General features: G+C 51.4%; 23 protein-coding genes. 1 reads left to right on the top strand and 22 read right to left on the bottom strand.

Features of this window, described 5'->3' with window-relative positions; all coding sequences use genetic code 11:
* Nucleotides 1-432: 432 nt before the first annotated feature.
* The 7 genes from ACFVU8_RS17510 to ACFVU8_RS17480 form a co-directional block, all read right to left on the bottom strand.
* A complete protein-coding gene (locus ACFVU8_RS17510) occupies nucleotides 433-2361 on the bottom strand; it encodes an amino acid ABC transporter ATP-binding/permease protein (RefSeq protein ID WP_387428837.1) in 1929 nt (642 codons plus the stop codon).
* Complete coding sequence (cydD, locus tag ACFVU8_RS17505; RefSeq protein ID WP_387428836.1) at nucleotides 2358-4223, bottom strand: thiol reductant ABC exporter subunit CydD; 1866 nt, start codon at nucleotides 4221-4223, stop codon at nucleotides 2358-2360. Before cydD ends, ACFVU8_RS17510 begins: the two co-directional genes overlap by 4 nt.
* On the bottom strand, nucleotides 4223-5239 hold the full coding sequence (gene cydB / locus ACFVU8_RS17500; protein WP_066377886.1) for a cytochrome d ubiquinol oxidase subunit II: 1017 nt from the start codon (nucleotides 5237-5239) through the stop codon (nucleotides 4223-4225). Before cydB ends, cydD begins: the two co-directional genes overlap by 1 nt.
* On the bottom strand, nucleotides 5226-6629 hold the full coding sequence (locus ACFVU8_RS17495) for a cytochrome ubiquinol oxidase subunit I (protein ID WP_387428834.1): 1404 nt from the start codon (nucleotides 6627-6629) through the stop codon (nucleotides 5226-5228). The genes cydB and ACFVU8_RS17495 overlap by 14 nt, the downstream gene beginning before the upstream one ends.
* A 224-nt stretch (nucleotides 6630-6853) precedes the next feature.
* Complete coding sequence (locus ACFVU8_RS17490) at nucleotides 6854-7084, bottom strand: cold-shock protein (RefSeq protein ID WP_066377880.1); 231 nt, start codon at nucleotides 7082-7084, stop codon at nucleotides 6854-6856.
* Between the two features lie 188 nt (nucleotides 7085-7272).
* Nucleotides 7273-7473 (bottom strand): cold-shock protein, encoded by a 201-nt coding sequence (locus ACFVU8_RS17485; RefSeq protein WP_039878010.1) that lies wholly within the window; start codon nucleotides 7471-7473, stop codon nucleotides 7273-7275.
* Between the two features lie 290 nt (nucleotides 7474-7763).
* Nucleotides 7764-9005, bottom strand: a complete 1242-nt coding sequence (locus ACFVU8_RS17480; RefSeq protein WP_175373500.1) for a S1C family serine protease — start codon at nucleotides 9003-9005, stop codon at nucleotides 7764-7766.
* 344 nt (nucleotides 9006-9349) lie between these two features.
* On the opposite strand from ACFVU8_RS17480, the gene ACFVU8_RS17475 reads away from it, so the two are divergent.
* A complete protein-coding gene (locus ACFVU8_RS17475; protein WP_175373501.1) occupies nucleotides 9350-9556 on the top strand; it encodes a hypothetical protein in 207 nt (68 codons plus the stop codon).
* Here ACFVU8_RS17475 and ACFVU8_RS17470 read toward each other — a convergent pair.
* The 15 genes from ACFVU8_RS17470 to ACFVU8_RS17400 form a co-directional block, all read right to left on the bottom strand.
* Complete coding sequence (locus ACFVU8_RS17470) at nucleotides 9525-10331, bottom strand: MBL fold metallo-hydrolase (RefSeq protein WP_175373502.1); 807 nt, start codon at nucleotides 10329-10331, stop codon at nucleotides 9525-9527. The two genes, ACFVU8_RS17475 and ACFVU8_RS17470, sit on opposite strands and share 32 nt — an antisense overlap.
* Nucleotides 10332-10366: 35 nt before the next feature.
* Nucleotides 10367-11107 carry a two-component system regulatory protein YycI gene (gene yycI, locus ACFVU8_RS17465; protein ID WP_175373503.1) on the bottom strand — a complete coding sequence of 247 codons (741 nt, stop codon included), beginning with the start codon at nucleotides 11105-11107 and terminating at the stop codon, nucleotides 10367-10369.
* Between the two features lie 25 nt (nucleotides 11108-11132).
* Entirely contained in the window at nucleotides 11133-12455 is a 1323-nt protein-coding gene (locus tag ACFVU8_RS17460) for a YycH family regulatory protein (RefSeq protein ID WP_175373504.1), read from the bottom strand.
* Nucleotides 12452-14281, bottom strand: coding sequence for a cell wall metabolism sensor histidine kinase WalK (gene walK, locus ACFVU8_RS17455; protein WP_175373505.1), 1830 nt, complete (start codon nucleotides 14279-14281; stop codon nucleotides 12452-12454). Before walK ends, ACFVU8_RS17460 begins: the two co-directional genes overlap by 4 nt.
* The gene (yycF, locus tag ACFVU8_RS17450) at nucleotides 14278-15015 is read right to left on the bottom strand and encodes a response regulator YycF (protein ID WP_175373506.1); all 738 of its coding nucleotides are present in this window, start codon (nucleotides 15013-15015) and stop codon (nucleotides 14278-14280) included. The genes walK and yycF overlap by 4 nt, the downstream gene beginning before the upstream one ends.
* Before the next feature lie 150 nt (nucleotides 15016-15165).
* Entirely contained in the window at nucleotides 15166-16740 is a 1575-nt protein-coding gene (locus ACFVU8_RS17445) for a peptidoglycan DD-metalloendopeptidase family protein (protein WP_387428832.1), read from the bottom strand.
* Between the two features lie 309 nt (nucleotides 16741-17049).
* A complete protein-coding gene (locus tag ACFVU8_RS17440) occupies nucleotides 17050-17727 on the bottom strand; it encodes a hypothetical protein (RefSeq protein ID WP_175373508.1) in 678 nt (225 codons plus the stop codon).
* A gap of 167 nt (nucleotides 17728-17894) precedes the next feature.
* Nucleotides 17895-19181, bottom strand: a complete 1287-nt coding sequence (locus tag ACFVU8_RS17435) for an adenylosuccinate synthase (protein ID WP_379466673.1) — start codon at nucleotides 19179-19181, stop codon at nucleotides 17895-17897.
* Between the two features lie 214 nt (nucleotides 19182-19395).
* The gene (gene dnaB, locus ACFVU8_RS17430; RefSeq protein WP_175373510.1) at nucleotides 19396-20757 is read right to left on the bottom strand and encodes a replicative DNA helicase; all 1362 of its coding nucleotides are present in this window, start codon (nucleotides 20755-20757) and stop codon (nucleotides 19396-19398) included.
* A gap of 1 nt (nucleotide 20758) precedes the next feature.
* A complete protein-coding gene (gene rplI, locus ACFVU8_RS17425) occupies nucleotides 20759-21205 on the bottom strand; it encodes a 50S ribosomal protein L9 (protein ID WP_175373511.1) in 447 nt (148 codons plus the stop codon).
* Nucleotides 21202-23208 carry a DHH family phosphoesterase gene (locus ACFVU8_RS17420; protein WP_387428830.1) on the bottom strand — a complete coding sequence of 669 codons (2007 nt, stop codon included), beginning with the start codon at nucleotides 23206-23208 and terminating at the stop codon, nucleotides 21202-21204. Before ACFVU8_RS17420 ends, rplI begins: the two co-directional genes overlap by 4 nt.
* 11 nt (nucleotides 23209-23219) lie before the next feature.
* On the bottom strand, nucleotides 23220-24137 hold the full coding sequence (locus tag ACFVU8_RS17415) for a DUF2232 domain-containing protein (RefSeq protein ID WP_175373513.1): 918 nt from the start codon (nucleotides 24135-24137) through the stop codon (nucleotides 23220-23222).
* Between the two features lie 6 nt (nucleotides 24138-24143).
* Nucleotides 24144-24446, bottom strand: a complete 303-nt coding sequence (locus ACFVU8_RS17410) for a MazG-like family protein (protein WP_175373556.1) — start codon at nucleotides 24444-24446, stop codon at nucleotides 24144-24146.
* 175 nt (nucleotides 24447-24621) lie between these two features.
* Nucleotides 24622-25047: a CBS domain-containing protein gene (locus tag ACFVU8_RS17405; protein ID WP_175373514.1), complete on the bottom strand. Its 426-nt coding sequence runs from the start codon at nucleotides 25045-25047 to the stop codon at nucleotides 24622-24624.
* Nucleotides 25048-25238: 191 nt separating this feature from the next.
* Nucleotides 25239-26264, bottom strand: coding sequence for an LCP family protein (locus ACFVU8_RS17400; RefSeq protein ID WP_387428828.1), 1026 nt, complete (start codon nucleotides 26262-26264; stop codon nucleotides 25239-25241).
* Nucleotide 26265: the final 1 nt, after the last annotated feature.

The following is a 26265-nucleotide window of genomic DNA, read 5'->3' as shown; positions in this document are numbered from 1 at the left end:
AGAAGCAGGTGCAATACTAGAAATTATATCCGATAATATAGAGATGCAGATGCAAATACTACTCGGAGGATTTCAATGCTCATAACCATATTGTATGTTGCTTTCAGCCTGTTCGCTGCAGGCGTCTTTATATTCCGGACTATCAAGCAAAAGTTCACCAAGTACCAGACAGAGCATGTAGGAATACTCCTCTCATATCTAATAGTAGGCCTTACCCTTAAGGCTCCCATTGAATTAAAAGTCGGGTGCACTCTACTTCTCCTGCTAACATTCATGTACGGAACTATAAAAAGGTGACCCTGATTGTGAAAAAATAACCCCGTCAGACTTTTGTCTGGCGGGGCTTTGTCATTATCTATCTTCCACTTATTCCACTTCGGTTAAAGTTCCACGCTGAATCTCTGTCATGATCCAAATCTATATGCCTTCTTACTAACCAAGGAATTCTACCGGCCGGTCCAACTCATACAACCTACGGTAACGTGGCTCCTTCTCCAGCAGCTCAGCATGAGTGCCGCGCATTTCGACAGTTCCATTCTCCATAAAAATCACTTCGTCCATCAGTTCCGCACCTACAAGGTGGTGCGTAACCCAAACCAGCGATTTTCCGGCCATCGCCTGGAACATCGTCGCCAGCAGCTCGCGCTCGGTGCGTGGGTCAAGACCCACGGTCGGCTCGTCGAGCACGACGACCGGCGTGTTCTGCAGCAGGATACGCGCCAGCGCGATCCGCTGCCGTTCGCCGCCGGAGAAGCGCTGCCCGGCTTCACGCACGGGCGTGTTATAGCCTTCCGGCAGGGAAGAGATCAGGCTGTCGAGCTTAGCTAGCGCGCCAGCGGCGCGAATTTCTTCCTCGGAAGCCTGCGGATTCCCAAGCCGGATATTGTTCGCCACCGTGGTGTCGAACAGATGCGGACGCTGATTGAGCACCGCAATCAGCGAAGGAATGTCTTCGCCGTAGGACGCGGCGGCCCGCCCGTTAATCTCAGCCGAACCTTCCGTCGGCTGAATCACACCTTGAATGACCTTAAGCAGCGTCGATTTTCCCGCTCCGCTGCGCCCGATGATCGCGATCTTTTTCCCCTGCGGGAGATCTAAGCTTAGATCGCGGACAGACCAATCATCATCGGCTCCGTACCGGTAGCCGACATTCTCCAGCCGGATGTGTGTTTGTATTGCAATATCATGTTGGCTGTGGCCTTCATTACCAGCTTGCCCCGTAGTAGTCGAAATGTCGCGCCCAGCAACAGTCACTTTGATTTTCGCTATTCCAGCACTTTGCGTACGTACTTCATCTAATGTTTCTGTACGGCCTCCAGCCACTGGCGCTACTTCCAATACACCAGCACTTACCGCACGGGTTCCCTGCCCATTCTGTTTCACTCCAGCACCCTGAGTAGGCGCCCCATCCCTATCCTCCACCCCGGACAACCGCTCCAGCGAGTTCCGGTATTGTGGGATCTTCTCCACCGCTTCCGATACCGGCAGGAAGGCATCCGCTAACGGGAAGACCACCAGCACGAACGCTGCGATCAGCGTTCCCGCGATGGCTCCGTCAGCATATTCCCCCGCCGCCCAGTAGAGCATCGACAGCACGCCGATGCCGACAATGGCCTGCCCAATGAACATCCGCAGGCGGGCCCAGCCTCGCAGCCAGCCATCGGTGCGGGCCACCTTCCGTTCGTCGGCTTCATAAGTCGCCACGAATTGACTTTGCCGTCCGCTAATCATCCAGTCTCCCATGCCCAGTACGGCATCCGTCAGCTTCTGGTAGAGGCGGTTGCGCTCCTGCTTTACTTCACGCTGCCGTCTTTGTGTGAACAGCAGCGAGACCAGCGGCAGTACAACCACCAGCACCAGAATATACAGACCCATCAGCAGCGCAAAGGTCAGATCGAAAGTGCCGAGGGCAATTACTGCCGCACCATACAGCAACAGCGCGATAATACTAGGAAAGACGGTGCGCAGGTATACATTTTGCAAATATTCGATATCGTCAGCCAGCATGCCGAGGATATCTCCTGTCCGAAAGCGTGAGGACAGAAACAGCGCCTGTGGCTCCAGTATATGATACAGGCGGACACGCATCTTGGACAGAATCCGCAGGATCGTGTCATGACCGACGAGCCGTTCCACATAGTGGATCACGGCCCGGCTTGTTCCGAAGGTGCGCACACCGACGATCGGTACATAGATCATTAATATATTTTCCGGCGGGATGGAGGCCTTGGAGATTAGGAACCCCGAGGTATACATCAGAGAAGAAGCTGAGAACACCGTCAGTGCCCCAAGGACAATAATCAGCACAAACCGCCAGAAGTATGAAGATACATATGGGGCGAACCATCCTTCTCGTTTCAATGGATTCCCTCCAATTGCGATTGAATAAGCTCATAATAGGCACCCTTGCGGGCGATCAGTTCCTTATGGGTGCCGGTCTCAGCTACTTGCCCCTGCTTCATCACGACGATGAGATCCATATCTACCATCCAGTGCAAGCGATGTGTCGCGAGAAAGACCAGCTTCCCGGCAAACAGCGGAAGCATCGTTTCCTTGAGCTCGTACTCTGTTTCAATATCCAGATGGGCCGTCGGCTCATCCAGCAGCATAATCGGACGACTGCTCAGCAACGCCCGAGCCAGCGCCACCCGCTGCTCTTGACCTCCGCTGAGGGAGCGACCGCCGCCACCGATCATTTCGTCCAATCCGTTTGGCAGCGAATCTAGCAGTTTCGACAATCCGGCTTCACTAATTACTCTACGGACATCCTCCATAGAAGCTTCCGGGTAGTAAAAGCGCACATTGTCCACAAGCGTGCCGCTGAAGATATACGGCCGCTGTGGGATATAAGCCGTCTGCTTCCGCCAGGCTTCGTCTGTCAGCGAGCTGAACGTGCTATCGCCCACAGTAACACTCCCTGAAGTAGGGTGCAAAAAGCCGCCCAGGATATCCACCAGCGTGGATTTCCCTGCTCCACTCTCCCCGATAATGCCAATCTTGGCTGCTCCTGCGAACCGTAGATTGATCCCTTCCAGCGAAGACAATCCGCCTTCTTCATACTTAACCCCAACGTTATTTAATTGCAGAATGGCGTCGTTAGTCCAAGCAAAGTCGGAAGCAGCGGACGGTTGGTCTACAGGGGCAGTTCCAGTCGCTCCAGTCATTCCAGCCGCACCAACACGTCCAGCACTACTTACATTACCAGCCACAGCACCCGAGGCAGCTCCTTTTTCAGCAACCCCTTGCCCTGCTCCACTCGCCGCCAGCTTAACCGCCTGCACGGTCTCCCGGTCAATAATACTCTTCATGGCCTCACCAGCTTCTTTTCCGTCCAGCGTAGCGTGGAAATCCGCACCCACAAGCCGTACCGGCAGGAAATATTCCGGCGCCAGGATCAGAATGGTCAGCCCTGTGACCAATGTCATCTGCTCATTGACTAACCGCAGACCGAGGCTGACAGCCACGGATGCTACCGAGAGCATTGTGAAGAAATCCAGAGCAAAGGAAGACAGGAACGCGACGCGCAAGGTGCGCATCGTAGCTGAGCGATAACGATCGCTGACATGAGCGATACTCTCGCTATGACTACGGCTGCGGCCGAGGAACTTCAGTGTCTCCAAGCCCCGCAGGGAATCGACAAAGTGATTCGATAGTGTCCGATAGGACTTGAGCTGACGGTCCATTTGTTTGCGAGCCGTCATTCCGATCAGAATCATAAAGGCAATAATGATCGGCATCGTCACGGTGAGAATCACGCCGCTTGTCGTGTCTTGTGTGTACACATAGACGAGCAGCATTAGCGGTGTGACTGACATTCCAACCATGCGCGGAATGATCAGCTCCAGATAAGTGCGGAACTTTGTTACGCCTTCCAATACCAGTGTAACCAGCGTACCGGTGCCCCGGTCGCCTGCCAATCTCGGCCCTAGCTGGAACAGCTTATCCATCATCTGCTGCCGCATGCTGCTTCCGGTCGCTTCCGCGAACCGGTAGGATACCCGGCTCATCAGCAGGGCGCACACATGGCGCACCAGAAACGCAAGAAGGAACAATAGGGAAGTACCCCATTGTTCCTTCAGCGGTGCTCCCGCAAACAGCGCAGAGACAACTTCCGCCAGCCATTTGGCCAGCAGAAGAATGGACAGGCTTTGCACCAGGGTCAGGAAGCCGACGATCAGAAAGACCGGCTTAACTCCTTTGTACCCAAGCAAATTTTTATCCATTAGTATTCAAGATGCTCCTTCTCGTGAACCCGTTTGTGAAAGATAAAATAACTCCAAATCTGATAACCCAATACGAACGGCAGCAGCGTCAACGCCACAATCGTCATAACCTTCAGTGAATAATGTCCGGAAGCCGCATTCGTGATCGTCAGGTTGAACGCCTGATCAATGGAGCTGATCATCACCCGCGGGAACAGTCCCACGAAGATCGAAGCCACCGACAAGGCGAATACCGCTCCAGTCATGCCGAATGCCCAGCTGTCCTTCTTCTTCAACATGAAGTAGCCTGCCAGTACATATGCAATAATACCCAATATTACTATACTCAGAAGCACTGTTCCACGCTTTTCAAAGATATCGGTCATGAAGTAGGTCATTACCACAAAACCCAGCAGCAGTACGCCCAGTGGAATCAACAGCTTCTGCCCCAGCTTGCGGGCCCGTACCTGCAGATCACCAATCGTACGCAGCGTAGTGAACATCAGGCCGTGTACCAGACAGAGCAGAACTACTGTAATTCCGGCAACAACGGTGTAGATATTAACGATATCCGTGAATCCGGCATACATCTGCATATTGGCGTCAATCGGCAAGCCCTTGATGAAGCTTGCGAAGACGACAGCCAGCAGGAACGGCGGGAGGAAGCTGCCGAGGAAGATGCAGACATCCCAAGTTCTTTTCCAGGCCAGGGAATCCCGCTTGCCCCTGAATTCAAATGCTACACCCCGGGCGATCAGCGCCAGTAGCGCGAACACGAAGGGAATATAAAATCCGCTGAATAGCGTAGCATACCAGTTCGGAAAGGCCGCGAACATCGCGCCTGCACCCGTCAGCAGCCATACTTCATTGGCATCCCAGAACGGTCCAATCGAGTTGATCAGCACCCGGCGCTCCGTATCATTCTTGGCCAAGAGCTGTGTTTCCATTCCTACACCAAAGTCAAAACCCTCCAGGAAGAAGAACCCGATGAACAGAACCGCAATCAATACAAACCACAATTCATTAAGAGAAAGCATGGGACCCCTCCTTGTTATATGGATCATGGGAATCGCCGTGATCGTTATCCATGGCATAAGGACCTTTTTTGATAACTTTGATGAACAAGCCGACCAATACCAGACCCAGAATTAAATAGATCGTTGTAAAAGAAATCACCGAGAATAATACCTGTCCGCTCGTGATATTAGGCGACACACTGTCTTTGGTCTGCATCAAGCCGAATACCGTCCACGGCTGGCGGCCAAATTCAGTCATAACCCAGCCCGCTGTATTGGCGATTGGCGGAAGCAGCAGTCCCCAGAACATGAACCGCATGAACCAGGTGTTCGGACGGTCCATCTTTTTACGCCAGATCAAGTAAATCGCATACAGACCAAGCACGATCATTGCCGTACCCGCAGCGACCATGATCCGGAAGCTCCAGAAGGTGGTCCGTACCGGAGGAATATAATCCCCAGGTCCGTACTGCTGCTCATACTCTGCTTGCAATTGGTTCATCCCTTTAACTTCACCGGAGAACTTACTGTAAGACAGGAAGCTAAGCAAATACGGGATTTTGAATTCACCGCTGTTAGTCTTGTTCGTAGGGTCAATATTCGCCCACACCGTCCAAGGTGCAGGATCGCCGCTCTCGCCCCATAGTCCTTCGGAAGCCGCCATTTTCATCGGCTGAGTCTCTACCAGGTATTGCGCCTGAGCATGTCCTGCCACCGCTACACCCACCGAAGAGATAATGCCGACAATCGCTGCAATTTGAAAAGATTTCTTAAAGAAAGATACTTCCTGCTTCTTCAGCAGCTTGTAGGCACTGATACCCGTTACAAGGAACGCGCCTGTAGCGTACGCCGCCAGTACCGTATGTGGGAATTCCACAAGTAATTGTCCGTTCGTAATGAGAGCGAAGATATCATTCATTTCAGCACGTCCATTATTGATCGTGAAGCCCACCGGATGCTGCATGAATGAGTTAGCGGTCAGAATCCAGAACGCCGACATCATCGTACCAAAAGCAACCATCCAGATGGAGAGCAAATGCACCTTCTTAGAGACTTTGTCCCAGCCGAAGATCCATAGCCCGATGAATGTAGACTCCAGGAAAAAAGCCAGTAGAGCTTCCACGGCCAGCGGTGCACCGAACACGTCACCAACGAATCGTGAATAATCGGACCAGTTCATCCCGAACTGGAATTCCTGCAGAATACCTGTAACTACCCCGACTGCAAAATTTATGAGGAATAGCTTTCCCCAGAATTGCGCCATTCTCTTGTACTCTTCATCGCCTTTTCTTACATACATAGTCTCCATGATGGCAATCAAAAGCGCTAGCCCAATAGACACCGGCACAAAGAAATAGTGAAAAATTGTCGTCGACGCAAATTGAATACGTGACAGCATGATTGTATCCATATTTCTCCCCTTCCCTCTCCCTTATCAATACGTCTATTTTGTCAAAAATTTTAAGGGAACTGTGTGATGTAAATCACATTATACGCTCTATTTTTGCTATAAAAATAATAATTTTGTGACAAATATCACAAAGTAGTGACAAAAAAACAAAAAAAATAAGACGGTTTAACCGTCTCGGAGTTTGTGCGTTATTCTATACTAAGCTTGGCTCATAAAGGCGCCGGTCACGTAATGGAAATACCCTTCTTCAGCGACTTCAGATCACCGTTGGAATTGAGCAGCAGCGGCAGCATCTTCATACTGCGGACCATTGGAGCGTTGCAGAGACGACAAGAAGGCACAGTGTCAAAAGCAAAATTGTCCCTCATCCATCCATTGCACCCCTCGTTAGTACAGGCCCAAATCGCGGTATTCTCTTCCGGGATTTCCTCCACGGGTTTCTTCCGGTAGTTCATTGCCGTTCCTCCTTCCTTTATGTCACAAGTGGATTAACGATACATGATACCCCAAAATGTTAAGATTTATGCTTACACCTCTATAATAATAAGAAAAGCCCCAGTACGGAGCCCTTACAAAGGTTGTTGAGTTCTGTTAAAAAAAGACCGTCCCAACTTTCAACAAGCGGGGACGGTACCTTCTATTATTACAGTTTTACAACGTTTTCGGCTTGTGGACCACGGTTGCCTTGAACAACGTTGAATTCAACGCGTTGGCCTTCGTCCAAAGTTTTGAAGCCTTCGCCAGTGATCGCACTGAAGTGTACGAATACGTCGCTACCGCCTTCAACTTCGATAAATCCGAATCCTTTTTCAGCGTTGAACCATTTAACTGTACCTGTTTGCATGTGTGTAACCTCCACAAATTTAAATTAATATGTTCTTTTTATCTTCAAACAAAGAAAAAATTCACACATTGAAAAAGGTTGTATATTACTTAACTTGACAGCCCTTTTCAACACGAGAATTAGGTATCAAATGTATGATTGTTCTCATAGTACCACACCTTCGAAGTAAAGGCAAGCTGACCCATCCGAATATCACCGTTTTTTCCCACAAAAGGCTGACTTCCCAATGTAAGGGCTGTCAGCCTGGCTGGTCATGACTGCTATATCATTATATACCATTTCTGAAGGTTTTATTCCTCAGGCTTCTCCAAAAGTTTTACCGATACCTGCTTTAGAACCCCGTTTCTGTAAAAAGTAATCTGTAATTCATCACCGATCTTAGTGTGATTATACAAATACTTCCGCAGTGAAAGGGTAGACGTAATGGGCTCTCCGTCAAATTTTGTGATAACGTCGTTGAACTGGAGTCCCGCAACCTTTGCCGGTCCAACAGCATCGAGTACAACTACACCGTCTTTAACAGCCACAGGCAGATTCAGCTCCTTGCGCTGGTCTTCGGCCAACGGGACATAAGGATTGTTCAGATCCACCGTGTAGACGCCCAGATAGGATCGTGAGATCTTACCCTTGCTGGTTAGCTCATCTGCCGTCTCCATAACATGATTGGTCGGTATGGCAAAGCCAAGCCCTTCTACGCCGGTATCCGAAATTTTCATCGTATTGATCCCGATCACCTTGCCGTTGAGATCAACTAGTGCGCCACCACTGTTACCTTCATTGATCGCCGCATCGGTCTGAATGACCTCCTGCTCCCAGTCGTACACACCATCCTGGTTGAGCGATACGGGAATCTTCCTCTCCGTATAGCTTATAATACCGGAAGTTAGCGTATCACCAAGACCAAGTGGATTGCCGATAGCTATGACGGTCTCCCCAAGACGCAGCTTGGAAGAGTCACCTATCTGAGCGATGGTGTTGATGCCCTTGGCATCAATCGACAGCACAGCAATATCGGTTACTTTATCTGCGCCGACCAGCTCCGCTCTGCGGGTCTCTCCAGACACCGTAACAATCTCCAGCTTGCCTGCACCCTGAACAACATGGTTATTGGTAATGATGTAGGCCTTGTTGGCATCTTTTTTATAAATAACTCCGGAACCCAGTGATGACTGATCCAGAATATTCTCTTCCTTGTTGTCTTCCTTATGGTTAACAATGCTCACTACGGCAGGACGAACCATCGCCGCCGCCTGAATAATACGATCATAAGGATCGCCACTGCTCGGCGTCACGTTCTCAATGACGGTAGACCCTGCTGCTCTCTCCGGCGCCCAATGCCCGGTCACCAGGCTGAACAGCAATACTGCTACCACCGCACTGATTACAGAGCTAAGTGCAGAGATTTGCCATGTTGAGAGACTCCGGCGCGATCTGCTAGTTCGCCAACCCCGTGACAAGCCTTTGGATTTATCCTGTTCTCTGCTCCGCCGTGGTACCTTCGTTGAATAGAAATCATCATCAAACAATCCCAACGGTAATCCTCTCCCCTCTATTGCTACTGCATTCATACCTGAACGCCAAGCAACACCCGAACGGCTTCGTACTCTTCTAAGACTCCAAAGAGTGCCAAAAGGTTTCACTTTATCCATTCACCCAAATAGGCGGGTTCCAAGCGTAGGGGTCTCATATTCTTTCAATCAGGGAATATTTTACGACTTAAAAGACTACAATAGTAGAAAGCTCCAATTGTCACTTACGCCTAAACGCTCTGTATTGATTGTATCACAGGCGGGCACGCTTTCGCGGATTTTCCGCCGTAATTATTCTGCACATTTTTCCCAAACCCCTATCTCATCCCCAAAGGAGGTGCAAAGAAATGGAATCCTCTTCGATAAGCATGGATTTGGTGCAATTTATGGGTAAGCTCGGTGATTTAAAAGATGAGCATTACCATATGACACTTGCCCTCAGCGCCATCATCGAGCTGTTGATCGACAAGGGCCTGATCACCCGTCAGGAACTGGAGCACAAGACGGCCGAACTGGACCAGCTTATGGCTGGCTCACCATATCCCATGGCGTAGGACGGTCATAATATGTCTCGCACAGCTTGAACTCACTATCCTTGTAGAAGCAGCCCCGGTCCTCCATGGCGCCGCGTACAGACATCTTCGCTAGATCCATCATGTTATGATCCAGGCTCAAGTGTGCCAGATAGGTGCGTTTCGTCCGCCCCGTCAGGATTTCACTCAGGGCTGCGCCTGCAGCTTCGTTAGAGAGGTGGCCCATGTCGCCGAGAATACGGCGTTTGGTATTCCACGGATAGCGTCCCATCCTCAGCATCTCGATATCATGGTTAGCCTCTAGCACCAGCACATCAGAATCGGCAATCGCCATCCTTACCTTATCGCTGACATACCCCAGGTCTGTAGCCACGCATAGCTTCTCTTTGCCATCATAAAAGTTGTAGCCCACCGGCTCTGCTGCATCATGAGAGATTGCGAACGACTCTACGCGCAGGCTGCCAAAATCCCTCTGTTGTCCGGTCTCCATAATAATGCGATGATGGTCCGGTATTTTCCCGATGCCCTTCTCGATTGCCCTCCAGGTATTGGTGTTGGCGTAGATGGGGAGCTCATACTTGCGGGCCATAGCCCCGAGCCCCTTGATATGATCAGAATGCTCGTGGGTCACCAGAATTCCGTCTATATCCTGCCCGGTCAGCTCACGCATGCCCAATAGTTCGTCAATCCGCTTCGCGCTAAGACCCGCATCAATCATCAGCGTCGTCTCCCCATTACGCACCACAGTCACGTTACCTGTAGAACCGCTGGACAATACTGAAAAAGATATCCCCATGTTTACTACTCCTTCTATCCTGAAATCACGATATTCTAATCTGTTGTTGTCTTGGGACTAATGATGTCCGCACTGATGGCGTCCACATAATAGGACTTGCCATTCTCCAGCATGAACCGCCACATCGGGGCAGCCACCTGACTTTCGGAATTGAATAACTCCCCGTAGTAACCAAGTACAATTTCCTTGACTGCCGTGTCCGGCGGAAAATATTTTTCAATCAGGCTGCTTAGGGCATTGGATGCTGGAAGCACCTTCTGCACATCCTCATTGTTACCGGGCCCTATCTCGATATTGGGGCGGCGGTACGCTACAATCTTCTGATTATTATAGATCAGCTCCAGCCTGACTCTGAACAGCGGCCACTCCTTTTTCACCAGTGGATGCAGCACGAATTTGCCTGCTTCGCTCTCCAAGGGATCGAACTGATAATCAGAGATATCCGGAATTTCACTTTGCAGCTCACGACTAAGCTCGGAGAACGTAAAGATCAGCTTACTGTCTATGGGCCGCTTCAGTGGCACTGGCTGCTCGCTCTGTTCATCCCCGGAGTAACGGTATGTAATCCCAGGGAGCTGCGGCGTTGCCGCCGGGATGGGGCACAGAATACGGATTCCCTTCTGCTCCATCACCTGCTGTGTGGTTTCGGAGAGGGAAGTAAAATCCAGATTGGCGCTGACCTGATCGCGCAGGTCAATCCACAACTGATAACACAGCAGTAGGTTCAACAGTAAAAAAGCGTAGATCAGCACATTCTTGGCTCTTCCCCAATCCATACCGTTCCTCCTTCAAGTGAATAGCTTAATTCAGGGTAAGCACACTGCCGTCACGCAGCGTAACCTTCCATACCGGCACGAGCTGCAGCTTCTCTCCCTTCAGAGAAGGGATGTAGGCCGGCGTTAAATCCTGAACCGGCGAGGTCTTGCTGATTTGGGCCAATTGACTAAGCAGCGTCTCACCACCCGATAGCTCGGCCACCTTTTTCACCGCCTGACTCTCGTTCAGATACAATAGCGAACGCTCATAAGAAGAGACGGTGCCCTTCTGCAGCTCCAGATGAATCACGCCGAATTTCAGCTGCGGACGGTTCAGGATCGGGTACGATCCGTACGGGTAAGAACCATAATATTGTTGAAAAGATACTCGCCGCTCCTTGCCGCCGTCCCCGATAGGCAGTTGATCCTGCGATTCGTCTTCCGCTGCAGCCAGCCGGTAGGTTCCATTCCAGCCACCATGCTGGTTCACGAAGTCTACGGCTTCCAGCGCATCCTTCGCAGGCGTGCTCTCTCCGGCCGGCAGAGCCGCCGGATCACTATAGCTCATCCAGTTCTGCTCCTGATCCACCTGGAGACTGCGCTTGCTGTCCGTATAGATCTCCGATCCGTCCTTCTCGCGAATATATCGCGTGCTGCTAGTATCGAAGAATAGATTACTCTGCATTTGCTCAATCGTATACAGGCCGGAAGGAATCTCGACCTGCACCAGTGACAGCTTGTCTGACGGCACATAATAATCCCCGTTCGCCGTTGTATACGGCGTCCAGTTCTTGCCGAAGTCCACATGCTGCTGGACGTCCTGCACCGTCAGGTCGGCTTTGGCCGCCTCATAGACGATGTCACCCCTCGTACTGAAGAAGATGGCATGCGCCTTGGAATCGTTCTTAACATTGTAAATCCAGATTCGGTTGATGCTCTCCCCGGCGAATAAGGAGTCGGGCGAGAGCTGCATCACCCGTTGCAGTAACGTTACGGGAATCCCCGCACCGAAGGAAAGCTCGATGCCGGGGTTCTCTTTGCGAATCTTATTCCAGTCAAAGTCATCCACCGACCGCCGCTGGAAGCTCTCGAAGGTGCGTCCCTTTATCCGGTTGATAATCAGGTTATAGAACGTTGAACTGGGATAGAACAACGTGTGCTTGTCCTCGCCCATATGAATAATCATCTTGTCCGGGTAGAGCAGGTTCTCGACCTTTTCTTCTGGCCCCATATTGTCTGTCTTTACATACAAATTCTCTGACATCACCGCTGAGTCGCTGCCCGGCAGGCGATAGATCAAATAATAACTCTCCACAAGACTGCTGAGGACGAGCAGCGCAAGAATCCATGTCTTTACTCTTTCCTTCACGCTTCACTCCCCCTTTGCTCGTCCGGAGGCAGCGTGAAGGTAACCTTCGAGCCTTGGTTAACTTCAGATTGCAAGGAAATAGAGCCTCCATGCGCCTTCACAATTTCCCGGGCAATGGAGAGTCCAAGTCCGGTTCCTCCCATGTTGCGTGAGCGGGCCTTGTCTACCCGGTAAAAGCGTTCAAAAATGCGCTCAATATCCTTCTTTGGAATTCCTATTCCGGAATCTCGCACAGAGATCGATAGCATACCTTCCTCATTCTGCAGGGCTTCCAGCTCAATACTGCCGCCCTCAGGCGTGTACTTGAGTGCATTGGACACCAGATTGCCTAGCACCTGATCAATCTGATCACGGTCCAGCCAGGCGGAAGCAGCCTCCCTGCGCACTCTCGTACTGATATGGATCCGCTTCTGCCGGATCTGGAAGGAGAAGCGGTCCGCCACATCCTCTAGCATCTCGGCCACATCCGTCTGCTGTATGCGCAGGCGGGCCTCCTTGGAGTCGAGCCGCGACAGATGCAGCAGGTCCGTTACCAGCCGGATCATCCGCTCGGTCTCGTTGCGGATGACTCCGACAAAGCGGGCGGCCAGTTGCGGATCATCCAGCGCGCCATCATCCAGCGCCTCGGCATAGCTTTTGATCGTCGTGAGCGGCGTACGCAGCTCATGCGATACATTCGCCACGAACTCGCGGCGGGATTCCTCCAGGTTCTCCTGCTCCGTGACATCCTGGAGCACGGCGATCGTTCCCGCGATCCCGCCTTCCCGGCGGTGGATCGGCGTGAAGGTGACCCGCACAATATTGGGGTCACCACCGCCGATTGGCGACAGATGCAGCATGGCCGAGTGTGCATTGTCGCGCGGCAAGGCACCAGCCTGCTCAGAGTCGAGGCCGAGTAATTCATTCAAGGGCGCGCCCTCCGGGAGCGGCCCTTCGGCGCCCAGCATCAGCGCAGCACGGCGGTTCATCAGGATGACCACGCCGGTCTCGTCGGTTGCTACCACGCCATCGCTCATGTTCGTCAGAATAGAGGCCAGCTTCTCCTTCTCTTCCTCATTCTGTGACAGCGCCTCATGCAATCGGCCTGTCATATAGTTGAAGGCCTGGCTCAGCTGGCCGATCTCGTCATTGCCAAACACAGGCATTTTCCGATTGAAGCGTCCCTCAGCCACTGCCGTAGCATGACGAGTCATCTCCTTGATCGGCTGTGTGAACGTATGGGCGATGATAACACCCAGTACCGCCGTAAGGGTCAGTGCCAGTAGCAGCCCGGAGATGAATACGCTGTTAATCCGGCTCATCGTGGCATAGAGATCCTTCATATCGGCGGCGATGTAGATAGCGCCAACGACCTTGCCACCGGAGAGTACCGGCTTCGCTACGACCTTTTTCCGCACATTGTCATCGCCAATAATATATTCCTCATTGTCGCTGATACCTTGAAGGGCACGGCTGACCACGGTCTGCGTATTCCGCTGACCTACATAGTCATTCTGTGAAGGGACAGACGTCGTGATAATCTTGCCGCTGGCATCCAGCACCTGTATTTCGGCACCGTTAATGTAGAGATTGTTCACCATGCCGCGCAGGCTCTCTACCGCTGTCTCCTCATCGATGGTACCGGCCTCACTACCGAACTTGTCGGCAGTCAGAATGGATAGCATCTCCGCTCTCGCCTTGAGGTCCTTCGTAAAGTTATCGGTCAGTGAATTTTTCATCGAGCTGACAAAATAGACGCCGATCAGTTGCATCGCAATCAGGATCAGCAGGACATAAATGATAATGAACTTGGCCTGAATCGTCCGGAAAAAGGACAGTCCTTTCATCCTAACCCTCCGTTTTTGGGGCTATGCATCAAATAGCCAAGACCGCGCCGGGTAAAGATATATTCCGGTTTGCTGGGATTCTCCTCAATCTTCTCCCGCAGACGCCGGATCGTAACATCCACGGTCCGCACATCGCCGAAGTATTCAAAACCCCAAACGGCTTGCAGCAAATGCTCCCTGGTCATGACCTTGCCGGCATGGCGGATCATGTAATAGAGTAGTTCATACTCCCGATGCGTTAGATCGAGCGCTTCTCCATCTTTATAAACCATGTACATATCCGTATCTATAAACAAATCGAAATGGTGAATGCCCTGCTTGGCAACGGGAGACTCATTACTGAGCGTCTCCGCCGTACTGGGCTTGTGCTGCCGGCGCATCTGTGCCTTGACCCGGGCCAGCAGCTCACGCGTGCTGAACGGCTTCGTTACGTAATCGTCAGCTCCCAGCTCCAGCCCAAGCACCTTGTCAATCTCCCCGTCCTTGGCTGTGAGCATAATGATCGGAATGTCCAGATGGGCCGAACGTACCTCCCGGCATACATCCATCCCGTCCTTGCCGGGAAGCATGAGATCCAGCAGCATGAGATCAGGCCGTTTGGACAAAGCCAACTCTACTGCGCTATTTCCATCAAAGGCGCAAATGACCTCATAGCCTTCTTTTTCAAGATTAAATTTCAAAATATCAGCAATAGGCTGCTCGTCGTCCACCACCAGAATCGTTCCCATCTGCATATGCGGCTTCACCTTTCTATCTGTACTTGCTTACATTCCTTTATTCTAACATACCTGCCGTGGCCTCACATCCTACCAATTAAGCAGTCTGCACAGGGAAAAACGAAGCCGCCCGAAGGAAGTTTCGGACGGCCTGTTAGAAGATATGAATTATTTCAAATACTTCATAGGATTCAATGCCGATCCGTTCTTGCGGATCTCAAAATGCAGATGCGTGCCGGTGGAACGTCCTGTACTGCCCATGACGCCGATCTTCGCACCCTGCTCCAGGCGCTGTCCTTGGGATACTGAAATACTGCTCAGATGACCATAGTAGGTCTCATAGCCGTTGTTGTGATTAATAATCACTACATTGCCATAGCCGCTCTGCACGCCCGCAAAGGAGACTGTACCCGCATCTGAGGCCTTGATGCTCCTGTTGCCTGACACCAGGTCTACGCCCTTATGGGCACGGCCCCAGCGTTCCCCAAAGCTGCTGGAGATCGTAGCACCGCTGACCGGCCATGCAAACATGCCGGATGCTTGCCCGATTACTTTGGTGCCGGATGCTTGCGAGGCCGCTTTAGTGCCGGATGCTTGCATGGCCACCTTGGTCCCCCGGTATACAACTTCCGGGAGTGAGGCCTTCAACACCGTCTGGCCTAGCCATTCCTCTCGCACCACAGTTCCATTCTCCTTGGTCAACCGGTACTGCATTTCTTTAAGTCCGGTTTGTCCGGGACGAACCACCTTACTCTTGCCCGCTTCCAAAAGATCACTTGTACGCACGACCACTTCCGGTTCCGTTACAATCTGCTCGGATACCTTCTCTACCGTCACAACGGTAAGTTCGGGCTGAGGCACCGTCAGCTGTAGCTCATCCCCAATCTGTAGTGTCAATTCCTTGACCTCCGGATTGTTGCGGAAAATATCAGCCTGCGTGATCCCAAACCGCTTGGCGATAGCCGAGATGGTGTCGCCTTCCTGAACCTCATAGAGCAGCGGGGCATCTTTGCCTTCCGTCAGCACCTTGACCGCTTCTTCTATGTTCAGCACCTTGTTGGGGTCCGCCTTAGTCGGTTCAATCGTCACCTGCTCACGTATCTTGGCCGATTCTACCAGCTCCGGCGAGGATTTGGAAGCAGTGGATGCTGCTGTCCCGCTCGCTGCTGTCCGCTTCAGCTGGGCGCCTTGTGATCCTTCTGTTTCTGGCACATAATGCTGCTTCACTCCCTGCAGCACAGCATTAGCAGTTTCCTGATCCTTGACGATGCCGACAGCCTTGCCGTTCACCATCAGCTGCACACCTACCGCATACGCCTTGAGCATGCCATCCAGCTTCTTCAGAGTGGCTTCGCTTTCAACCGTTGGCTTGTATGCCCGGTCAGGCTTCGTCGTAATCCCTTCCGTCTGTACAACCATCAGCGCTCCCGGGTACTTAGTCTGATATTCCTGTCTCTTCTTCTCGAAGAGGACGGACAGCTCCTCCGCATCGCGGATTGTGCCAATTTCCTTGTCATGCAGCATTACCCGGTAAAAGCTCTCCGTGTTGGCAGTCACATACTTCTTCTCTGCATTGATGCCAATTACGGTGAGAAGCGCCAGACCGGCTGAAGCCATTATCCAGTAGCGCCAACGTCTTCGAGGCTTCCCTTCTTCATGAACATCCTTCACTCCGGATTCCGCAGGCGTCTCCGCGTTGTTCTGCAGCTTCCCCATCCGGCGTATAAAATTGAATCCTTTCATGAAACTCTCCCTTTCAGCTTGCATCTCCATGCCGCAGGTCAGCGGCCAAGCTTAGAATTACGACCCCACGTGTATCCTCTGCTGTATATATTTCTGCTTCTATTGCTGCTTAGATTCGTATGATTATCTCTGGTGATATGGCCTCGAAAAAGGTTACAAAATATTAACCTTATTTAGTCCTTGTCTACTTTAACATAGCCAGCCGAGGATTTTCAACTTTACCGGTATGGAAAAACCCGCGTTTTCAGCGGGTTTTTTCCAGTTATATGGATATTAAAGGGTGATTCCGTGTCCAAATAATGACAGATTTCAATGCAGCGAAGTCTCCGGCACTGTAGGCGTAAGCATTTTCATCAACTCGTCATATTCCTTGGGGTCCACATATTTCGCGATAACCGCCTGGAGTTCCTTAACCTCCGCCTCCGTCAGCCCGTCCTCCATCGCAGCCGAAATCTTCTGCATTTCCTCCTGAGGCAGCTTGTTCATCAGGATATTGAAAATGTTAACCTTCTCTGCAGACGGCAGGTTGTCCTTCAGGTCACGCATAGCCTCCGGGGTCATCACCAATTGCTGGTCCAGGGCGCTTCCCCCTTGGTTATGAGAATCTGTGGACTCGCCAGCAGCCTGTCCCATGACCGGGAGCGCATCCTCCGGCACCTTCTCCTCAGCTGGCTTATCGCCACCGGACGGGGAAGGGGAACTTGACGCTTTTGGCGTATCCGTGTTGCTGCTGCTCTTGCCCTTATCCTGTACCGTCTTCCCCTTGTCCCCATTCACAACCTCTGCAACAGCAGGCTTCTCCTTCGTACCCATCAGGCTCCGCATCATCCCGACTATCCCCGGTGCAGGTTTCTCCAGCTTGATATCAAAGCTCGCCAGCACCGATTGAATATAGGCATTCACCACAACTCCCGTCGTCAGAATCGAAAGGGTGCTCGCCAGCACTACAATCATGCATACGGCAAGCGCACGCTTTACCAGTTTCATGTTTACCACTCCCTTAGTATCTGTTCAACGCTGACCCTTAAGGATCATGCCGCTTCTACATCCATCCTTCCAGTATTGACGGGAACAGACCTCGGGAAACCTTGAAGTATCCATGAAATCGGAAAAAAGGCAACAAAAAAGAGGCCTCTGACGAGGCCCCTTCAAAATTAGATATAGATTGGCAATACTTGATTTGTCTGCTCACGGTTGCGTCCTACGGAGAAGATCGCAATTGGAATGCCTGTAAGTTCCGCTACACGCTCTACATATTTCCGCGTGTTGGCTGGAAGATCTTCCAGGGTCTTAGCAGACGTGATATCCTCACTCCAGCCTGGCAGCTCTTCATAGACAGCTTCACATTCAGCCAGCATTTTGAGGCTAGCCGGGTAATGTGTAATAACCTCGCCACGGTATTTATAGCCGGTGCAGATTTTTACTGTCTTCAGTCCGCTCAGAACGTCAAGCGAATTCAGCGACAAGCCTGTAATCCCGCTCACACGACGAGCATGGCGAACCACTACGCTATCGAACCAGCCCACACGACGGGCGCGTCCAGTAACGGTACCGTACTCATGTCCGGTCTCACGGATATAATCGCCAATCTCATCATTCAGCTCAGTAGGGAATGGACCGTCACCCACACGGGTAGTGTAGGATTTGGCAACCCCGATAACCTGTTTGATTTTAGATGGACCCACACCGGAACCAATGCAGACACCGCCAGCTGAAGGATTGGAAGAGGTCACGAACGGGTATGTGCCTTGATCGATATCAAGCATTACCCCTTGTGCGCCTTCGAACAATACCTTGGATTCAGCATCAATTGCATCATTCAGGACAACCGATGTATCAGCCACATACTTGCGCAGCACTTCAGCATACTCGAGATACTGAGTCAGAATCTCCTCAACGTCCAGCGGCTCTGCACCGTACACTTGAGTGATAACCTGATTCTTCTCTCCCATCAGATGACGCAGACGCAATTCGAACTCTTCTGCATCCATCAGGTCAGCAATCCGGATTCCGTTACGGGCAGCCTTGTCCATGTAGCATGGGCCAATCCCTTTACGGGTCGTTCCGATCTTGTTCGGACCTTTGCGGTCTTCTTCTAGTGCGTCAAGCAGAATATGATATGGCATGATAACGTGAGCACGGTCGCTGATGACCAGATTTTCTGTGTCAAAACCGTTCTCGTGAATATAATTAATTTCCTCGATCAACGCAACCGGATTGATAACCATTCCGTTGCCGATGACACAAGATTTCTCTTTATAAAATACGCCTGATGGAATCAAGCTCAGCTTGAATTTCTTACCGTCAATCAGAATCGTGTGACCGGCATTGTTGCCCCCCTGATACCGGGCAACTACATCTGCGCTCTCTGCTAGAAAGTCAGTGATTTTCCCTTTGCCTTCGTCTCCCCATTGTGTTCCCACGACGACTACCGTTGACATGTTCATTCCTCCGTAGGTGCTCGCACAGCACCATTATTTTTCATAATATGGGCCCTGTACACTGATCTTATGTACGCAGCCCTTGCGGGCGCTTCAGCGGTTTTTCCCGTTAAAGCACAATAACCAGTGTACCAGCCGTCATTTTCAAAGTCAAATAAAAACGAACGATTATACATAGAAATGTACAATCGTTCGGATATTGTCAGAATTAGGTTTAGCCTGCAAAAGGTTCTGCATGGGCCCTCTCGTAGTTGACGAACTTGTTGAAATTCTTAAGGAACACCAGCTCCACCGTACCCACCGGTCCGTTACGTTGCTTGGCGATGATAATCTCGATGATGTTCTTCTTCTCGGTCTCCTGGTTGTAATAATCGTCGCGATACAGGAAGGCAACGATATCGGCATCCTGCTCGATAGAACCGGATTCCCGCAAGTCACTCATCATCGGCCGTTTATCCTGGCGCTGTTCCACACCACGGCTGAGCTGTGACAGTGCGATAACCGGCACATCCAGCTCACGGGCGATCATCTTAAGGGTCCGGGAAATTTCCGAGACTTCCTGCTGACGATTCTCACCGGCCTTGCCGCGACCTTGAATCAGCTGTAGATAGTCGATCAGGATCATGCCGAGGCCCTTTTCCTTTTTCAACCGGCGGCATTTGGAACGAATATCAGTGACGGTAATCCCCGCCGTATCATCAATATAAATCTCAGCCTCTGATAAGGATTGAATCCCCATCGTCAGCTTGGACCAATCATCATCGCTCTTGAAGTCACCGGTACGCATAAGGTTGGCATCCAGATTGGCCTCGGCACAAATCATCCGCTGCACAAGCTGGGCTGCCCCCATCTCCAGACTGAAGATAGCGACGGTCTCTTTGGCACGAACCGCGACATTCTGAGCGATGTTGAGCGCAAAGGCTGTCTTCCCTACGGAAGGCCGTGCGGCCACAATGATAAGGTCATTCCGCTGGAAGCCGTTCGTCATCTTGTCGAGATCGGCGAATCCGGAAGGGATTCCGGAGGTGTTGCCCTTGTTCTGATGGAGCACTTCGACCCGCTCGAAGACTTCCATCAGGACATCACGGATGGCGACGAACCCGCTGCCACTGCGGCGGTTGGAGATTTCCAGAATCCGCCGCTCGGCATCGCTCAGCATATCACCGACATTTTCGCCGCCGGTATATCCTTCGCTCACAATTTGCGTCGCTGTACGAATTAACCGCCGCAGCATCGCCTTCTCCTCGATAATCTGCGCGTAATAATCTACGTTGGCCGCAGTCGGCACCGCATGTGCCAGCTTGGCCAAGTAGCTGACACCTCCGATATCCTCAAGCTCGCCCTTATCCTGCAGCTTGGCGGTCAGCGTAACAAGGTCAATCGGCTGGCTCTCTTCTCCGAGCTGCACCATCGCTTCAAAGATCATCTGATGCGGTTTATCGTAGAAGTCTTCGGTGTTCACCCGCTCCATTGCGGTAATTAACGCCTCATCCTGGAGTAGAACAGCGCCGATGACAGCCTGCTCCGCTTCCAGATTCTGCGGGGGAATCCGATCGAAAAAGAGATCTCCGCCCATCTTATTCCTCCGTTACCTGAACCTTAAGCGTAGCTTTTACTTCCGTATGCAGCTTCACACTTACCTGAGTTACACCCAGGTGACGAATCGGTTCGCCTAGCTCAATTTTGCGTTTATCAATAGTAATGCCGTTTGCGGAAGCCAGGGCTTCAGCAATTTGCTTACTGGTGATAGCACCGAACAAACGGCCGCCTTCGCCGGCTTTGGCCTTCATTGTCAGCGTCAACTCGTCCAGCTTCTTGCCAAGGTTCTGTGCTTCTTCCTTCTCATTATCCTTGCGGCGCTGTTCAGCAGCAGCCTGATTCTCCAGCACCTTCACATTGCCCTCTGTAGCTGGGCGAACCAGACCACGTGGCAGCAGGAAGTTAGTAGCGTAGCCTTCGGATACCTCTTTGACCTGACCTTTTTTACCTTGTCCCTTAACATCTTTTAAGAAAATGACCTTCATTCGAACAGACCCTCTTTCGCTTCAATTTCTGCCAGCACCTTAAGCAGTCTGGCCTCTGCTTCCTTGCAAGTTGCCTCAAGCTGAACTGCAGCATTGGATAAATGTCCGCCACCGCCCAGCTTCTCCATTACGACCTGCACATTCATGCGCCCAAGTGAACGGGCGCTAATGCCAATCAGGCCGTCAGGCCGCTCACTGATGACAAAGGATGCCACCACATTCGTCATGCCCAGCAGCGTATCTGCCGTCTGTGCAATCAGAAGCTGGGGAATCTTCATCCCCGGCTGAGTCACTACCAGGGCGATATGGTCATAGACCATACGTGCGTGCTTGATAATCTCCGCCTTGGAGATGTATTCTTCGAGATCCTCTTTCAGCATCCGTTGAATGAGGATCGTATCCGCGCCGATCCGGCGCAGAAACCCTGCGGCTTCGAAGGTGCGTGATCCTGTGTGGAGCGCAAAATGCTTCGTGTCCACCGTGATTCCCGCCAGCAGCATTGTCGCTTCCAGCGGACTTAGCTGAACCTTGTCATGGATGTATTGCAACAGCTCCGTAACCAGTTCGCAGGTGGACGAGGCATACGGCTCCAGGTACACGAGCACAGCCTCGTTGATGAATTCCTCACCCCGCCTGTGATGATCGACAACCACAATCCGGCTCGCATGCTGCACAAGCCGCGGTTCCATCGTCATCGATGCCTTGTGGGTATCGACCACAATCAGCAGCGTATGCTCGGTCATGATCTGCATAGCCTGCTCAGTGGAGATGAAAGACTTGTGCAGCTCCTCATCTTTACGTATCTGTTCCAACATACGCGTGATGGACGGGTTGGGCCCTTCCAGCACAATGTTAGCCTCCACGTTGTACATCTGTGCTGCTTTGAGCAGCCCAATCGATGCCCCGACGGCATCGATGTCTGGCGTCCGGTGCCCCATAATCAGCACCCGGTCGCTCTCCTGCATCAGATCGCGCAATGCGTGGGCGATGACCCGCGCACGCACCCGCGTCCGCTTCTCAGCGGCGTTGCTCTTGCCGCCGTAGAAGGACAGCCGCTGGCCGGACTTGACGGCCGCCTGATCGCCGCCCCGCCCTAGCGCCATGTCCAAGCTGGACTGAGCCAGCGCCCCAAGCTCGCTGGCAGAGTCGGCCCCGAAGGCCAGCCCGATGCTCAGTGTCATCGGCACCTTCAGATCAGCGGTCATCTCCCGCACTTCGTCGAGAATGACGAACCTGCTCTCCTCCAGTGCCTGCAAGCTGCGGTGGTTGAGCAGCATAAGGTACCGCTCTGACGAAAGTCTCCGCAGATATACCTCATACTCCTTGCTCCACTCGGTAATCTCGCTCGTCACCTTGGCAATCAGCGAGGTCCGCTGCTGGTCATCCATCCCCTGCGCCGACTCGTCCAAATTGTCCATCATGACTATGCCAAGGGCAAGTTTCTCCCCCTCGTAACGTTCACGCAGAACAACAAGCTCTGTAATCTCATACAGGTAGAGCAGACGTTCACTAGGGATAATCACCACCTGGTAATACCGTTCATCCACGGTAATTTCCACACGGTGGTCCTTTACCGCGCCGTCTTTGGCGGCTTCACGCTTCCCCTGTGCGCTTCCGGCAAGGGAAGGCATCAGATCAGGGAGGAGTTCCTGAATCGCCTCCCCGACCAGCGACTTGCGGGCAAAAATATCTCCCGCATTCCGGTTGTGCCATTCTACGGTACGGTCCTCGCTGTAGAGGATAATCCCGAGCGGCAGCATACTGACCGCTTCCCCTTCAATCCGCTTAATGCGAAACGACAGCCCGTTAATATACTCCACCAGATTCCGGCGGAACGAAATCTCCGCCTTCAGCATCGTGAAGCATAAGGTGCCCGCCAGAAACAGACTGACGATTCCCAGGGCCCAATTATAGATGCTCACGACTATAATAAGAACCAGCAGCAGCATGAACGCCCAGACGGTATGATAGCCGTGCCAGCGTCGTTGCAGAAATTTAGGCATGACCTCTCACCCTATCGTTTCGATTTCGTCACAAGCTCGCGCAGCGGGAACACCAGATCAATGATCCCGATGATCCGCAGCGGCGGAAGCAGGATAACAGGAACCGCCAGCAAAATCGGCATCACTTTATTCCATTTCCGTTCATGCGCCAAAAAGAAGAAGAATCCGATGGCCTGAATCATAAAGCCAATTCGCAAGAGTGGCAGCAGATTGGCGGCGATCATGAGCATATAGTTGCTTTTTGAACCCGAGAAAATCAGTTGAATCACAATTCCAATCAAATAGTACCAGATAAAAGATCTCGGCAGTCTCCATTCCCGTGCAGGCTTGAGCTTCGGAACCGCAAGATCCATGCTGTTCAGGATAGGACGGACGATGGAGTGTGTAATAACAGCAATCATAAAGGAACTCACAATCAGCGTCATCGGGATCATCTGGATCGTCATGTGGCTGATCATTCGTACATCCTCAGACGTAAAGCTCAGATCGTTCAATAGCGGATTGGTCGTACCTAGCTGCGACATCGGTGAAGTCACCATTTCCAGTACATCGTTCACGTAGCCAGTCAGGTCAAAATGGAACAGTGCTGTTCCCAGCAGCAGCATAAGCATGAACTCACCAAGAATGGTAATCGTCCCTGCGAGCAAGGTGGACATTGCTGAAGCACGCTTTCTGTACCATCTGCCCATCACCAGGGCCGGAATTAAGAAATAAAGCGCAATCAATAAGTATACCGGGGTGATTAAAGCAATAATCAGCAGCACCGGCACTACATGCAGAATAAACTGCTTGGTACTAAGGCTCGTGAACAACACAACAGCCGGAACAATCATAAATAATGTGGTGATAATTAGCAGCGGGGTCGATAGAGATAGCAGCAAGAGCAAATAAGCGATACTCCAAGCTACCGATGTCCAACGAAATTTCAAAAGTATTCACCTCTTACGCATATGGTCTTCTAATGCGGATATATCCTGGTACCATTCTTCTAGCTGATGGCCTTCCTGGCGGTGTTTTCTCAGCTTCTCCAGTAGCAGATCATCCATTTCACGATAAGAAATGCCGAGTCTGCGCCCCAGAATATAAGAACTCATAAGCAAGCTTGCCAGACTGTCACCTACACGGGTCGTACTGCCCTCCCATAAGGCTTTAAATAACCGCGAGACTTGATCAATTACTTCGGTTTTCAGCCATTCAATCACCTTGGCGCGTTTGGCTACATCCAGATCCTTCGGCACATTGGGCACGTCTCTCTACCTCCGGCTAAAAGCTTTATTCTCCATTATAGCATAAAAAAATTGCGGTCACACAAACCCACCGGCGGCAGTGGCGCTTTCAAAAAAGGCCCGCATTCCGCTGGTGCCGGAAATACAGGCCTTGGTTTCGCTCTCTCGGATGACTAAGATAAGCTAGTTATAACGATTCCTGTGACTGCCGCGAGACGAACTTCTCACAGTATTCTATGATCTGACTGCGACGGACAATGCCAATGAACCGATTCATATCATCGACCACTGGCACAAAATTCTGGATCTTGGCCAAGTTGATCAGATCCTCCATATCCGCTTCAATGGATACAGGCTTGTTGTTCATTCTGAGCGGTACATCTTTAAGCTGATATTTGGAGGCGTTCTCGAAAGTAACCTTGCCGTCCGAATCCTTTAGATACCAGAGCAGATCACCTTCTGTGACCGTTCCAGCGTATTCTCCGTTCCTGTTCAGTATCGGGATGGCTGTGTAACGGTGATGCTCCATTCTCTCCAGCGTCTGCCGCAGTGTAGAGTCCAGCGTAACGCAAGCCACCTCCTGCTTCGGGAGCAGAAAAAATGCAATGTTCATGTCTTGATCCTCCTCAAAGATTTCCGAAGGAATAACGTGCATAACCTTCCCCTTGTCATAGGGCCACCGTAATTATACGCGGAAACACATGAATAGTTCCAGCTTATTATACCATGAAGACAGCAAACAGCAGCCACTAACATTATGAATGGCTGCTGCTTTTTTCAACATATGGTATGAATTTATAGGGTTTATTCTGCCGCCGGCGTAGACTTCGGCTCCAGCGCGTTTAGTGCCTTGCCCGGCTGAATCAGTTGATCTGCTGGCGTTCCCGCATTGATCCAGTTATCGATCATCAGCTTAGCTTCACTCAAATCCTTTTGGTCTACAATGTCATAGGAAATACCGTCTATTCGCTTGCTTTCACCCATGACGGTGAAGCTGGAGATATCCATCTCCTTGCCGCTCATGAACTTCTTAGCCAAATCAAGAATCAAGGAAGGCTGGATGTCCGTCTTGAAGTTGTCACCCATAATATCGAGCAGCTCCGGAATGTTGCCGATCTGGCTGATCGACAGCATCTTGTTCGCAACCACATCAATGAACACTTGCTGACGTTTGGTCCGGTTAAAATCGCTATCTTCACGATAGCGTGTATAGTTCAACGCTTCTTCACCGTTGTAATTGGATTTACCGCCCTTGATTGTGAATTTCTCATGATCCTTGCCCTTGTTGACGATATCTTTCTTGATCGGCAGCGGTACCCCGCCGATAGCATCAACAGCATCCTTCAGTCCCTGGAAATTAATAGTGGCATAATATTGAATATCGTGTCCGAGCAGGGCCTCTAGCGTGTCCTTGGCCATTTGTTGGCCACCGAAAGCAAAGGCATGGTTGATCTTGTCTTTCTTGTTGCCGTTATGTCCGATGATTTCCGTATAGGTGTCACGTGGAATCGACACCAGCAGGATCTTGTAATCCTCCGGGCGCACCACCGCGTAGATCATCGTGTCCGACCGTGCGGTCTCATTACCGCGCTGGTCTGTTCCCAGCAGCATGAGGGAAAACGGATCATTTTTATACACGATGGGCTCCGGCTTGGGCTTGTCGTCATTCACCAAAGGCTGATACGACTTCTCCACCAGCTTGCTCTCCACTTGGTCGGAGAGGAACAGATCAAACGCAAGCACCATCAAAGGTTTACGGAAAAGAAATCCTCCCGTCACCAGAATCACAAGCACAATTAACGCGATGTATCGCTTTTTCAATTTTTTCATC

The organism is Paenibacillus sp. NPDC058177 (assembly GCF_042883835.1).
GTDB classification, from domain to species: Bacteria; Bacillota; Bacilli; order Paenibacillales; family Paenibacillaceae; genus Paenibacillus_AQ; species Paenibacillus_AQ agri.
Note: the sequence above shows the minus strand (reverse complement) of the source record. Positions and strands in the feature narration are given on the sequence as shown.

Excerpts from the sequence above, each read along its gene's own strand:
- cydD (WP_387428836.1), bottom strand. The coding sequence starts at position 4,223 with ATGGATAAAAATTTGCTTGGGTACAAAGGAGTTAAGCCGGTCTTTCTG.
- cydB (WP_066377886.1), bottom strand. The coding sequence starts at position 5,239 with ATGCTTTCTCTTAATGAATTGTGGTTTGTATTGATTGCGGTTCTGTTC.
- ACFVU8_RS17495 (WP_387428834.1), bottom strand. The coding sequence starts at position 6,629 with ATGGATACAATCATGCTGTCACGTATTCAATTTGCGTCGACGACAATT.
- ACFVU8_RS17490 (WP_066377880.1), bottom strand. The coding sequence starts at position 7,084 with ATGAACTACCGGAAGAAACCCGTGGAGGAAATCCCGGAAGAGAATACC.
- ACFVU8_RS17485 (WP_039878010.1), bottom strand. The coding sequence starts at position 7,473 with ATGCAAACAGGTACAGTTAAATGGTTCAACGCTGAAAAAGGATTCGGA.
- ACFVU8_RS17475 (WP_175373501.1), top strand. The coding sequence starts at position 9,350 with ATGGAATCCTCTTCGATAAGCATGGATTTGGTGCAATTTATGGGTAAG.
- ACFVU8_RS17470 (WP_175373502.1), bottom strand. The coding sequence starts at position 10,331 with ATGGGGATATCTTTTTCAGTATTGTCCAGCGGTTCTACAGGTAACGTG.
- yycI (WP_175373503.1), bottom strand. The coding sequence starts at position 11,107 with ATGGATTGGGGAAGAGCCAAGAATGTGCTGATCTACGCTTTTTTACTG.
- walK (WP_175373505.1), bottom strand. The coding sequence starts at position 14,281 with ATGAAAGGACTGTCCTTTTTCCGGACGATTCAGGCCAAGTTCATTATC.
- yycF (WP_175373506.1), bottom strand. The coding sequence starts at position 15,015 with ATGCAGATGGGAACGATTCTGGTGGTGGACGACGAGCAGCCTATTGCT.
- ACFVU8_RS17445 (WP_387428832.1), bottom strand. The coding sequence starts at position 16,740 with ATGAAAGGATTCAATTTTATACGCCGGATGGGGAAGCTGCAGAACAAC.
- ACFVU8_RS17440 (WP_175373508.1), bottom strand. The coding sequence starts at position 17,727 with ATGAAACTGGTAAAGCGTGCGCTTGCCGTATGCATGATTGTAGTGCTG.
- ACFVU8_RS17435 (WP_379466673.1), bottom strand. The coding sequence starts at position 19,181 with ATGTCAACGGTAGTCGTCGTGGGAACACAATGGGGAGACGAAGGCAAA.
- dnaB (WP_175373510.1), bottom strand. The coding sequence starts at position 20,757 with ATGGGCGGAGATCTCTTTTTCGATCGGATTCCCCCGCAGAATCTGGAA.
- rplI (WP_175373511.1), bottom strand. The coding sequence starts at position 21,205 with ATGAAGGTCATTTTCTTAAAAGATGTTAAGGGACAAGGTAAAAAAGGT.
- ACFVU8_RS17420 (WP_387428830.1), bottom strand. The coding sequence starts at position 23,208 with ATGCCTAAATTTCTGCAACGACGCTGGCACGGCTATCATACCGTCTGG.
- ACFVU8_RS17405 (WP_175373514.1), bottom strand. The coding sequence starts at position 25,047 with ATGAACATTGCATTTTTTCTGCTCCCGAAGCAGGAGGTGGCTTGCGTT.
- ACFVU8_RS17400 (WP_387428828.1), bottom strand. The coding sequence starts at position 26,264 with ATGAAAAAATTGAAAAAGCGATACATCGCGTTAATTGTGCTTGTGATT.